Here is an 11,802-nt window from a genome sequence, read left to right as displayed (position 1 = left end):
GAAGTGCCAGGATGCAGCTCTTTTAGAAGTTGATAAGCAAACTGAAGCGCGTTGTATTTGCGAGTGGATGTTCTTCCTCAAGTGCTGCAATATAGCTAAAGTCGACACCAATTAGGCTGTAACGCAGGCCGGCACCGACTGTAAAGAAAACACGATCACCATTTTCAGGATGCTCGTAATAGTAACCACCCCGGATGGCAAAAAGATCATTATACCAGTACTCAATACCCGTTCCGATCATAAACTGGTCCATCACGCCAAGCGTTACATTTTCAGAACCGTTATAGCGGGTATATTCATCCCAGGATGAGAACAGGGCCTGGACCACCCCTTCAGATCCGGTGGAGTCACCCCGCGCCATTATTTTGGAAATGTCATTGGCAATTGTGATGGTATTAATACCCTCAGGATCGAGATTCCATTCAAAAGCCCAGCCCATGCGAAGTACTGTAGGCAGCGGATCTTTTTGTGCATTATCGGTATACTGAATTCCGGGTCCTACATTGGAAAGGTTGAAGCCGGCACTAAATTGTGCATCGCTTCCGGCAAAATTAAAAAACTTGCTTCGATACAATCCCGAAAGATCTACAGCAACGCTGGAACCGGGATTAATTGTTTGCTGCCCGACTTGACCTTCTGCCAGGCTACTGTAAATAAAGCGAACACCACCGCCGAGTGCGAAGTTTTCACTAAGTTTTCCTCCATAGGAGATACCGCCGGCAAATTCGTTACTGTTAAAACGGCCCTGTTCAAGTCCCTGCTCGTTGGTTCGAATCTGCTCACCTAGATTTAAATAGGTGATGTGGGCACCAATGGTACCGATCCCTTCGATATAGTATTTACCGACCAGGTAATCGTAAAATAGGTCAGCGTTGAAAGCAGGCAACCATTCGGCGTGGGTGACACTTATTTGGTTTCCCTTTTGGTAGGCAAGTCCTGCTGCATTCCAGTAGACGGCTGAAGCGTTGTCAGCGATAGCAACACCGGTATTACCCATCCCGGCCCCTCGTGAGTCGGGTTCAATCTGAAGGAAAGGCACGGACGTAATCCCCACCTGTGCGTATGAGGAGGCGATGCTAAACGCAAACAGGAGAAGTGACAGATTATAAAGTACTTTTTTAAACATGTGGTGTATTTCTAATCAGTGTTAGTTCTGTAAATTTTTGCGATATCCCGATGTATTGAGTGATAGCGAAGCTGGGTAAAAGAATACCTCTCCAGCCGCAGATGAAACAGTAAAATGAACGATTTTTACGATAATTCGCAAGTGAAGTGAGTAATATTGTCGATTTTTAATATACCAACGTTATGGCAGTTTATTTCGTACGAATCTTGAGATATTTCCCCAGCCAAGCGGTAATTAGACTGATATCCAGTTTAAGTTCATGCAGTAAATTACTGCTCGGTTAATCAGCTATTTTCAGCACCATCGCGGAAGCCCCACCGCCACCGTTGCATATACCTGCGCACCCCAGGCGTCCACCGGTACTCTTCAGTGCATGCAGCAGCGTTACAATAATTCGGGCTCCAGAACAACCAATCGGATGCCCCAGGCTTACCGCTCCGCCGTGGATATTCACGTTTTCGGGATCAAGTTCCAGGATTTGATTGTTGGCCAGTGATACAACCGAAAAAGCCTCGTTTATTTCAAAAAGGTCGATCTCTTTTTTGTCTACTCCTGCGCGTTTCAACGCTTTGGGAATCGCATCGGCCGGGGCTGTGGTGAACCATTCGGGTGCTTTGGCGGCACTGGCCTGGCTGATAATTCGCGCAAGCGGCTGTAGTCCGAATTCTCTGGCTTTGTCCGCGCTCATCAACAAAACACCGGCGGCCCCGTCATTAATACTGCTCGCATTGGCAGCGGTTACGGTTCCTTCTTTCTCAAAAACGGGACGAAGTTTCGGGATCTTTTCAAAGTTAACTTTCTTGAGCTCCTCATCCATCGTCATTTTTTCGGTATTCCCCTTACGGTCTTTCACTTTCATAGGGATGATTTCATTTTTGAAATATCCCTTCTCGTGGGCTTCAATGGCTCTTTTGTAGGAAGTGACGGCAAATTCGTCCTGCTGCTCTCGACTTATATTGCACTCACGGGCACAAATTTCAGCTGCATTGCCCATATGGAAATCGTTATAAACATCCCATAGTCCATCGATCAGGATGCCATCCTTAACGCTGCTGTGCCCCAGCTTTGATCCAAAGCGGTGATCGGGCAAGTAGTAGGGGACGTTGCTCATACTTTCCATACCCCCGGCTACAACCACATCAGCCTCCTCAAGCTGTATCTGGTTGGCGGCAATCATGATCGCTTTCATCCCGGATGCACAAACCTTGTTGACGGTGGTACAGGGGGTGAGGTCGGGTAGCGCAGCTTTGATGGCTGCCTGGCGTGCGGGGGCCTGTCCCACTCCGGCAGTCAAAACGTTGCCCAGCACCACCTCATTAATATCACTCGGTTTGATACCAGCTGATTTAACCAGTTCCAGTATTACGGTAGATCCCAACTCCGGGGCCGTATATGAGGCCAGTGATCCACCGAATGAACCGATCGGTGTACGTTTGGCAGCTACTATAACAACGTCTTTCATAATACCAGAGTCGTGAGTTTTCAGTACAAACTAGTGAAACTCAATACTAATCAAATGCCTGTTCTAAATCTTCAACCAAATCATCGCCATCTTCAATCCCGATGGACAGTCGGATCAGGGAGTCCTTTAAGCCAGCGGCCTCTCGAACTTTCATGGGGATTGAGGCGTGTGTCATTGATGCGGGATGGCTAATTAGTGATTCCACACCTCCCAAACTTTCAGCCAAAGTAAATATTTTTGTACGTCCCATAAATTCCTGGGCGGTCTCAACAGAATCGTCCTTTAAGCTAAATGAAACCATCGCTCCAAATTCACTCATCTGCTTCTTAGCTACTTCGTGCTGCGGATGGGAAGAAAGTCCGGGGTAGTTCACCTGTTCAACATTAGGATGGCCATTAAGAAAATCGGCTATTTTATGTGCATTTTCTACAGACCGTTCCACTCTGACATGAAGCGTTTTTATTCCGCGCAGAGTCAGGTAGCAGTCCATCGGCCCTGGAACAGCTCCAGTGGTTTTGACCTGGAATCTAAGCTTCTCCATGATCTCCTCGTTTGAGCTGGCCACAGCTCCGCCAATAACATCGGAATGGCCGCCCAGGTATTTGGTCGTGGAGTGGAGCACCGCATCGGCCCCGAGATTCAGCGGCTTTTGCAAGTAGGGAGAGGCGAAGGTGTTGTCTACCACTGTCAAGATATCCTGATCACGAGCGACACTCGTCACAGCCTCAATATCTACAACGCGAAGTATGGGGTTGGTCGGTGTCTCGATCCAGATCAGTTTGGTGTCGGGCGTAATCGCTTCTTTTATTTTGGGGATGTCAGTCATATCGACAAAGCTGAACCGGATATTATATGGCTCAAAAACTTCTCGGAATAAGCGGTAGGTACCTCCATACAGGTCATCAGAGGCAATAATGTGATCACCCGGACGAAACATCTTGATAAAAGCATCCATTGCTGCACACCCACTGGCAAAGCAGGCGCATTCATCTGCATCCTCAAGGCCTGCGATTAGCTTTTCAAGGGCCGTTCGGGTAGGATTGGTTACACGGGCGTACTCATGTCCTTTGTTGACGCCCGGGGCCTGTTGTGTATAGGTTGAAGTTTGAAAAATAGGCGGCATTACCGCACCGGAGGTCTCTTCCGGTTCCTGTCCGGCGTGTATTGCTTTGGTATTGAATTTCATAAAAAATCAGAGATTTGCTTTGGCTTTTGCTTCGTTAGCTTGCTCCTGCATTCCAAGATAGGAATATGCCTGATAAAGGTGTTTCCAAAACTCGGTTTTATCCGGTTGTTGCTCAACGAGTTCCTCGTAGAGGTTGACTGCACTTGAAAGACTATTTTGGATCTGATTTTCAATCTCCTGTTGCTTCGATTCAGAATACAGTGACTTTATTTGTGATAGCTTAGCGGCATAATTTTTATTTATATCAGCCAGTTGTTGTTTGATCTCTGTCTTGTCGGGATTTTGGTTCAGTATTTTTCTGAGCTGGTTCTGGGCCATATTCATGAGGGTATCAGCACTGGATTTGGTTTGCTGAATTGCCAGTGAATCCCCGATAGTGAAAGACTGGAGTGAATCCAATTGCTGCATGCCTACGCTGTAAAGCTCGGTACCATAGGACTCGAGATAAATAATGTTTTCCGGCTTGTTTTCCACAAGCGTACCCAGCAATTTTGTCGCCTCTTTATGTTGATCAGCGGTGATATATGCATTGGCCAGTCCGTGGAGAAGGTTTAGGTTATCGCTTGAAAAACTCTCCGCCTCCTCGTACAGATCGATCGCCCTCTGCGTTTGGTTGCTTTCAAGGTAAAGGTAAGCGAGCTGCTCAATATATGACGTTGACAGATCCCCAATGCGATTTCTGGCTGTGTTGAGCGTTTGGATCGCCTGGTCGATCTTATGTTTTTTATATAACGCCCGGGCCTTCATCTTATAAGAAACAGCACTGTCTGGAATAATAATAAGGGCATTATTGAAATGATCTGCTGCGTTATTCAGATCATTGTTGTTAAGCGTGCTGTCGGTTTGCAGAATTTTAACCCCTTGATTATGCTCAAAGCTCCAGTTTACCTGCAGCAGTTCATCTACCTTTTCCTCACCTTGTGTTTGGCTGCTGGATTGGTGAATGGTACTGGCCTCGGCCAGCGCATTCTGCATCTCCCGGTAATATGGGGCTCGTTTTGCCGGGGGATTTTGGCGCTGCGCAAGTTTGCTTAATACATCTCCCTTTTGGTAGTAGGCCTCAGCATTATCGGGATTACTCGAAATGTTGGCCTCTATCTTGCTAAGTCTTTTTTTTAAATCTTTTTGAGAGAGAGAACCATCACTTTCAGTTTTAGTTTTATTGCCAGATAAAGTGGAACATCCAATAAAGAACCCGAATGCAATCCCTATAAAAGGGATCGCCATTCGGGTGAAATACGTATATTTCAAAAATTCGTGGGTCTTAGGGATTATAAATTACATGCCTGCTTTTTGCTGGGCTTCTTTGGCTCTTTCATCCATACCAAGTGCAACATACACTCTAAAGAGAGACTCCCAGTACTGCTTGTTGTCAGGGTCGATCTCAGTCGCTTTTTCATAATATTTTCGGGCATCCTGCAGATGTTCTCGTGCCTGCTTGTCGATCTCAGCCGCTTTTTGATTGTCCATCGTTTGCTCACGCTCTTCAAACAGAGCAGAAGCTTTGTTCTGATAGATTACTCCCAGCGTGTTATAAGCAGAAGCATCATCGGGCCGATACTCGATAACAGTGTTTAACTCCTCAATGGCCCGGTCGGTTAGATCGGAGATCTGGCTTTGTAGCGATTTATTGGCACTTTGTAACTCCGATATTTGCTGCTTTATGCTGCTGGTATTGCCCGACCCGGCTTCCAGCTTTTTGTTGAGCTTGAAGATCTGGTCGGAGTTTGTGCTGAGCGAATCATTCAACTCCAAGACGGTCTGATACAGCTGGGTCCCCAGTGCCAGATGGTATTGCGGGTTGTCCGGATCCCGCTCGATTAGCCTTTCAACTGTGGAAATTGCTTTTTGATATTGACCGTCACTTTGGTATGAATCGGCAAGTTTTTCGCTCAGAAAGACGCTGTCGGGATAGGCTTCGCGGCCTTTGCTGAGGACGTTGATGGCGCCTTTAAAGTTATTTTCGGCGCGATAGAAATCCGCAAGCCTGTTGTAATCCTGTGCACTTGGTTGCTGCTTAAGGTCCAGGACTTTTTCTTTCGCCTGGATCGCGGCCTTGGTGTTGTTATTCATGATCTGAATTTCAGACAGTACATCCCAAGACAGAACGCTGTCCGGCATAATCAGGGTAGCATTTTGCAAGTGCTCTGCAGCTAGTTCAATCGGATTGTCAAGCGCCTTGCGCAGGCTGTCGCTGGTGGCCAGCTCAATAGCACGGTTATGCTCGTTACTCCAGATAGTTGTTTTTACAGCACCCAGATTTTCAAGTTCGCTGGGGGGATCTTCCATCTTGCTGGCAAGCTCTCTTGCCTGCTCAAAAGACTCATTCATTTTTTTGTAGGTCTCTTGCCGGGCAGCAGGGTTTTCTTCCTCTTGAGCCATATCGCCGTAAATGACGCCCTGGTAATAATATCCCAGCGGATCATTCGGTTGATTTTTAATTGATTGTTGTGCGGCCTCAAGAGCTGCTTGATAGTTGCCATCCTGCATCTGCGATTTGGCATCATCTACGTATGGGTTTGAACTGGAACACCCTGCAACTAAAATCCCGATAAGGAGCGTGAGGAGTGATAACGTTGATAGTTTCTTAAACATAATAAGATTTAAGTAAAAATTGCGATTACATATCCAAAATCCGCTTTAAAGTAACTATATAAAGAGCTTTCTGCAATATGGGGTTGGAGAATTTATTATATTCGAAACTTGTTCAAATGACAGAATTTTCGTGGAAAAAACAGGGTGTATATGTTTGGTGAGACTAGATTTAATGTGCAGCAATCCAATGAGTACAGGTATCTTGAATTTAATAGTGAGATAAACAGTGCTCATACGTTAGTTCTGCTGCACGGTATGTTTGGTGGCCTCAGCAATTTCGATCCATTAATAGATAAGGTACAGAATCAGCCGTTTTTTGTTCCTGAAATTCCGATTTATAAATATGAAAAGGACAAGCTTTCGATTCCTGAGCTCGCATTATGGCTGCACAGGGCCTTAACTGATCACGGTATCCGTCAACCTGTTCTGCTGGGGAATTCAATGGGCGGACATATTGCTTTGCAGTACGCTCTCTCACATCCTGATAATGTTAAAGCGTTGGTACTCACCGGCAGTTCCGGGCTTTTTGAAAATGACCTCGGGTCGAGCTCCCCCAAACGCTATGACAGGGAGTACGTGAAAGAACGGGCCTCCCTGACATTCTATGATGACCTTGTTGATGAAACGATAATTGACGAAATACTGGAAGTGCTTCAATCCCCGGCAAAATTGAGCCGCCTGCTGCGTATAGCACGCTCAACCCATGAACATAACCTGGAGGATCAGCTTGGCAGGATCAGGCAGCCAACGTTACTGGTCTGGGGTAAAAACGATATCATTACACCTCCACACGTTGCAGAAACCTTTCTTGAAAAATTGCCTTCTGCTACACTTAAATGGATTGACAAGTGTGGCCATGCCCCGATGATGGAGCGTCCCGGGGAATTTGCAAGTTATCTCCTGGATTTTTTGAAATCATATCATCTTTTAAGTGAAAACCAAAAGAAGATACGTCATGAAGAAGATTATACACACATCTGAGGCCCCTGAGGCTATTGGGCCCTACAGCCAGGCGGTGGTCTATAACGGGATCGTTCACTGTTCAGGACAAATTGGACTGGAGCCGGAAACGATGGAATATGCCGGTGAGGACGTGGAGAGCCAGGCCAAACAGGTGATGCAAAATCTGGAAGCTGTACTGAAAAAAGCAGGATCGGATTTCAGTAAAGTGATCAAATGTTCCATTTACCTGGATCAGATGGATGATTTTGGAACGGTGAACGAAATTTACGGGAATTATTTCGGGGAAAATCCACCTGCACGCGAGACTGTAGCTGTCGATACTCTGCCCAAAAATGCTAAAGTTGAGATAAGCTGCGTGGCGTATGTTTAGAATTGCGTCTTGAGCAGTTAAGACTTAATCCAGGATAAACTCCTTTTCGATGCGATTTCCAAGCATGTCGGCAACTACTATGCGGAGCTCATAGGTAGATGAGGGGCCAAAGTCGGGATGATAGTAGAGGATGCGGTCGTCTTCTGGCTCAAATTCTGCAATGCCACGCACCCCGTTTATATAGAATTCAGCTGTTCGATAATCTATACCCGAACGTTCATCCTCGGCACGGACCATACCCATCCACTGGCCATCTGCCCGACGGTAAATTCGTGGACTATGGATTTCGGGTGCCGTGGTATCAGGTAGAATAAAATAGGTACCCAGTTTTTCGGCGTCACCTTTGAGTATTGTACCACCCCTGGAGCTGGAAATATAATTAAGACGCTTCCTTCGTTTATCGTATTCATAAAACGCCAGGGTGGAGTCGCTCTGCCGTTCTTCATTCAAAAGATAGGTCAGTTCAAAATCCCCGCGAAGAGGCTGGTTATCCGGCGTCAGGTTAAGTTGAACAGAATCGGGCGCAAGAATTTTGCTCACCAGGCTTACGGATAGCGTGTCGTAAAGTGTGTTCTCAAAAAAGGTGGCGTAGGCCGACCCGTTTCCCGAATGCACGCGTCCTTGCCGGCCGGGAACCATGCGGTAAAGGTGCAGCGTTTCTACACCCGGGTTGGGGCGAATTCGCTGTATCACCGTTACATCTGCTCTGTGAAGATTAATATAGGAATGGGACGATACCTTTTTAGGGCGAGCAGTTACTGTACTTTTATCGTAAGAGATTACGGTATAGTCAAGCGAGTCGGCCCCGTTGAAATTTATCCACTTCTTATGCCATTCCCAATCCTTTTTGGTGGACCCGCCATAGGAGTGTGATCCATTACTCCTATTGGTACCATTGGAACTGAAAATTGTCATTTGGGAAGAACTCATCGGCACTGAGAGGGTAAGGTTTGCCTCCGACCGGTTCCCATAAAAATCTTCAGCTACAATCCTGATTTCGTGACGACCTTCGGGAAGGTTCAGCCGCCCATTGTTCAAGCCCTCCTTATAGAAGGAAAGGGTATTCCCATCGGCGATATAGAGTCGTTGATAGGCTTTGCCATTCTGCTCCAGCAGGGGATACACGCGATCCAGGAACATCTGCCCGGTCTCATTATAGGAAAAACTATCAACCTGCGAGTGGAACAGGAGTTTTTCTTGGTGAAACAGCTTTAAATCGTATACGGCATAGGAATTATGCACGCGGTTGGCCTTGTCGTAAATATCCACGGCCAAGCCAACAGGACCGTCAACTTCAATTGTCCCAAAATCATATGATTCAGAGTGCCTGGTAGGTCGTTTGCGATGAATTTTATTGTGACCCTCGATTCGTGATTCAGGACCCAGCGGCTCTATGGCCAAACTAGAAAATCGGGGTGGAATATCATCTGGGATTGAGAGGTTCGTCAGCAGTGGATTGAACGGCTTTTCTGAAGGGGTGCGCAGCTCAAAATGCAGATGTGGTGGACCAATGCCGGTGGCGCCGGAGTAGGCGATTAATTCTCCCTTTTTAATCTGGATATCCAGGGAATCGAGTACGATGTCGATTTTATTGGAATAGTCGCGGAAGCGAAGGGAATCTGCCAGCTGCTGAATTTCTTTCTCAAATGAAAGCAGGTGCGCGTACACCGAATAGGAGCCGTCACTGTGTTTTAGGTAGATCGCTTTGCCATATCCGCCCGGTCCGATAGCAATGCGATGCAGAAGGCCGTTGCGGGTGGCATACACATCGTACCCCCGACGTCCCCATGTTTTTATGTCCAGGGCTGCATGAAAATGCTGGGAGCGTGTTTCTCCAAATGTTCCACTAAGGTAGGGACTGGCATTGGTAGGCCAGATGTAATCGGCACTATCGGGCGTAAATTGTGCGCCTGCTAGACCAGGTGCCGTCAGAAGTACCCACAGAAAAAGAAAGCATGATCTCATTGCCCACCGTCATTGGTTATCAACGTTTAAAGATAACGTGCAAAGTTCGTCTCCCAGTGTAGCCTTTATCTGGTCACCCTTTTTCAGGGGAGATACCCCTGCTGGCGTACCGGTAAAGATCAGGTCGCCGGGATGAAGCGTAAACACACCTGAAAGATACGATATAAGATCAGTAACTGGAAAGATCATTAGATTTGTATTATCATGCTGTCGGACCGAATTGTTGACTTCTAGTTTAAGGTCGAGGTCCTGTGGATCTTTAACAGCATGCACATCTACAAACGAACTAACGGGAGCAAACGTATCAAAGCCTTTGGCGACTGACCAGGGATGGCGGGCATTTTTGGCTTTGGTCTGCAGGTCGCGAGCTGTAATGTCGATGCCTACGCCGTAGCCAGCGACATATTCCAGAGCTCGTTCTTTGGGAATGTCTCTTCCTTTTTTACCAATGGCGATCACCAACTCCACCTCGTGGTGAACATCGGTGCTCTGCCGCGGTAGCCTGACGGTTCCACCATTAAAGAGAATGCTTGTGATCGGCTTAAAAAAGACGATCGGTTCATCGGGCTGTTCATTGTTCAGCTCTTTGATGTGGTCTACGTAGTTACGCCCGATACAGAAAATACTGTTTATTTCCAGGGCAGGGGCAAGACCTGGTATTTTGGGTCGGTTCATGGGGATCTAAATAAAAAAGCCTTAATCCCGAGAGGAATTAAGGCTGAATATTTAAAAATGTTGTCACTTACTGGGCCGTCTCGATACTAACATATTTACGCCCGCCGCCACGAACGTGGAAGATTACCTGTCCGTCAGCTTTGGCAAATAGCGTATCGTCCTTACCACGACCGACATTTTCGCCGGGGTGGAATTTAGTTCCACGCTGGCGTACGATAATATTACCGGCGCGAACGTGCTCGCCGCCATATTTTTTAACACCTAACCGTTTTGATATCGAATCGCGACCGTTTTTTGTTGATCCTTGACCTTTCTTATGTGCCATAATAACTAAGTTGTTGAATTATCCTTCTTGCTTACTGTCCCAGGCATCCAATACCGTCACCCGGTCTTCATCTTCAGGAACAAACCCTTTGAGTTCTTCGAGCGGGGTATTTCGAATATGACTTATTGCTTCTTTTGCCGTCATATCAGTAGAAACCTGGCTCGTCTCCTCAGTAGTTTCTGTTTCTGCTTCTTTTTGGGATGCTTTGCTTTTGCTCGTACCGCCACTACCGGAAGTAGCAATTTTTTTAATTTCAATCTGAGACATCGGTTGGCGGTGTCCCCGTTTTACCCGGTAGCCCTTGCGTCGCTTTTTCTTAAAAACGATCACTTTATCAGATTTAACATTGTCCAACAGGGTGGCCTCAATACTTGCACCTTCAACAACCGGCTGTCCGATATCCACGTTGCCATCGTCGTTAATCAGTAATACGCGGTCAAACGTTAGCTTTCCACCGGTTTCATCGGCTTGTTTATCAACAAAAAGGACATCGCCTTCAGATACCTTGTATTGATGTCCTCCAATTTCTACTACTGCGTACATCGAAATAATGATGTTAGAGTTTAAAATTTCGTCTTTTGAACAGATTCCAAATATAAGCTTTTGAACGCCTAATACAAAGTGAAAATTACAGGGGGTGCTTATTGCCAGATATCTTTTTTGAAAGCCGATTTTTTGGGTTCAGTTAATATAGGGTCGAGAAATCATTGAAGAGCCAGAAATAAAAAATGGGACCCATAGCGGCGGCGATGGTTCGGGTTCGGGATCGACATAAAAAAGGCTCTTAGAAATTAATCTAAGAGCCCCTATCTCAAAAGCGACCTTGGTTAGTGTCCGGGGTCGCTTTTTTATATTTATAAATATTCGGATGAGGACGTTTTACTTCGTGAGTCTAACAATAAATTTCGGTATTATTTCTTTGGGTCGGATGGTCATACTCCTTAGCTGAATGTAACTATCCTCTATTGAGCTTTTTTCGTTGGATGTCTTCTATATCAATTACTATACTAACGCGTTTAGGGGTTAATCTTAAACAGCTAATGCATGTTTAATACGATTGATGGGTTGATCGTTTTGCCAATTGATGTACTGTAATAGCGTTACAGAGGCTACTTTGCTGATCAATCTAGCTCGC

At 46.2% G+C, this 11,802-nt stretch carries 11 protein-coding genes; 2 read left to right on the top strand and 9 right to left on the bottom strand.

The window, feature by feature from the left end; genetic code table 11:
- Window positions 1-22 precede the first annotated feature (22 nt).
- The 5 genes from porV to NC796_RS13550 form a co-directional block, all read right to left on the bottom strand.
- Window positions 23-1,126: a type IX secretion system outer membrane channel protein PorV gene (porV, locus tag NC796_RS13570; protein ID WP_310685128.1), complete on the bottom strand. Its 1,104-nt coding sequence runs from the start codon at window positions 1,124-1,126 to the stop codon at window positions 23-25.
- Between the two features lie 280 nt (window positions 1,127-1,406).
- Window positions 1,407-2,588, bottom strand: a complete 1,182-nt coding sequence (locus NC796_RS13565) for an acetyl-CoA C-acyltransferase (protein ID WP_310685127.1) — start codon at window positions 2,586-2,588, stop codon at window positions 1,407-1,409.
- Between the two features lie 46 nt (window positions 2,589-2,634).
- Entirely contained in the window at window positions 2,635-3,774 is a 1,140-nt protein-coding gene (locus tag NC796_RS13560) for a cystathionine gamma-synthase (RefSeq protein WP_310685126.1), read from the bottom strand.
- Between the two features lie 6 nt (window positions 3,775-3,780).
- A complete protein-coding gene (locus NC796_RS13555; protein ID WP_310685125.1) occupies window positions 3,781-5,025 on the bottom strand; it encodes a tetratricopeptide repeat protein in 1,245 nt (414 codons plus the stop codon).
- Between the two features lie 27 nt (window positions 5,026-5,052).
- Window positions 5,053-6,369, bottom strand: coding sequence for a tetratricopeptide repeat protein (locus NC796_RS13550; protein WP_310685123.1), 1,317 nt, complete (start codon window positions 6,367-6,369; stop codon window positions 5,053-5,055).
- Window positions 6,370-6,519: 150 nt separating this feature from the next.
- Here NC796_RS13550 and NC796_RS13545 point away from each other — a divergent pair, with 150 nt between their 5' ends.
- Window positions 6,520-7,350 (top strand): alpha/beta hydrolase, encoded by an 831-nt coding sequence (locus NC796_RS13545; protein WP_310685122.1) that lies wholly within the window; start codon window positions 6,520-6,522, stop codon window positions 7,348-7,350.
- Entirely contained in the window at window positions 7,325-7,702 is a 378-nt protein-coding gene (locus tag NC796_RS13540; protein ID WP_310685120.1) for a RidA family protein, read from the top strand. Before NC796_RS13545 ends, NC796_RS13540 begins: the two co-directional genes overlap by 26 nt.
- A gap of 24 nt (window positions 7,703-7,726) precedes the next feature.
- On the opposite strand, the gene NC796_RS13535 is transcribed toward NC796_RS13540, so the two are convergent.
- The 4 genes from NC796_RS13535 to rplU form a co-directional block, all read right to left on the bottom strand.
- Window positions 7,727-9,667 carry a M23 family metallopeptidase gene (locus tag NC796_RS13535; protein WP_310685118.1) on the bottom strand — a complete coding sequence of 647 codons (1,941 nt, stop codon included), beginning with the start codon at window positions 9,665-9,667 and terminating at the stop codon, window positions 7,727-7,729.
- Window positions 9,668-9,676: 9 nt separating this feature from the next.
- Window positions 9,677-10,342, bottom strand: coding sequence for a fumarylacetoacetate hydrolase family protein (locus NC796_RS13530; protein ID WP_310685117.1), 666 nt, complete (start codon window positions 10,340-10,342; stop codon window positions 9,677-9,679).
- A gap of 67 nt (window positions 10,343-10,409) precedes the next feature.
- Window positions 10,410-10,667, bottom strand: coding sequence for a 50S ribosomal protein L27 (gene rpmA / locus NC796_RS13525; protein ID WP_310685115.1), 258 nt, complete (start codon window positions 10,665-10,667; stop codon window positions 10,410-10,412).
- Window positions 10,668-10,685: 18 nt separating this feature from the next.
- Window positions 10,686-11,210, bottom strand: coding sequence for a 50S ribosomal protein L21 (gene rplU, locus NC796_RS13520; protein WP_310685114.1), 525 nt, complete (start codon window positions 11,208-11,210; stop codon window positions 10,686-10,688).
- Between the last annotated feature and the right edge of the window lie 592 nt (window positions 11,211-11,802).

This window comes from Aliifodinibius sp. S!AR15-10, from assembly GCF_031569985.1.
Classification (GTDB): Bacteria; Bacteroidota; Rhodothermia; order Balneolales; family Balneolaceae; genus JAMQKA01.
The sequence above is the reverse complement of the archived record's forward strand: the minus strand, read 5'-3'. Positions and strand labels throughout refer to the sequence as shown.

Coding starts and splice junctions, on each gene's coding strand:
- porV (WP_310685128.1), bottom strand. CDS start 1,126: ATGTTTAAAAAAGTACTTTATAATCTGTCACTTCTCCTGTTTGCGTTT.
- NC796_RS13565 (WP_310685127.1), bottom strand. CDS start 2,588: ATGAAAGACGTTGTTATAGTAGCTGCCAAACGTACACCGATCGGTTCA.
- NC796_RS13560 (WP_310685126.1), bottom strand. CDS start 3,774: ATGAAATTCAATACCAAAGCAATACACGCCGGACAGGAACCGGAAGAG.
- NC796_RS13550 (WP_310685123.1), bottom strand. CDS start 6,369: ATGTTTAAGAAACTATCAACGTTATCACTCCTCACGCTCCTTATCGGG.
- NC796_RS13545 (WP_310685122.1), top strand. CDS start 6,520: ATGTTTGGTGAGACTAGATTTAATGTGCAGCAATCCAATGAGTACAGG.
- NC796_RS13540 (WP_310685120.1), top strand. CDS start 7,325: ATGAAGAAGATTATACACACATCTGAGGCCCCTGAGGCTATTGGGCCC.
- NC796_RS13535 (WP_310685118.1), bottom strand. CDS start 9,667: ATGAGATCATGCTTTCTTTTTCTGTGGGTACTTCTGACGGCACCTGGT.
- NC796_RS13530 (WP_310685117.1), bottom strand. CDS start 10,342: ATGAACCGACCCAAAATACCAGGTCTTGCCCCTGCCCTGGAAATAAAC.
- rpmA (WP_310685115.1), bottom strand. CDS start 10,667: ATGGCACATAAGAAAGGTCAAGGATCAACAAAAAACGGTCGCGATTCG.
- rplU (WP_310685114.1), bottom strand. CDS start 11,210: ATGTACGCAGTAGTAGAAATTGGAGGACATCAATACAAGGTATCTGAA.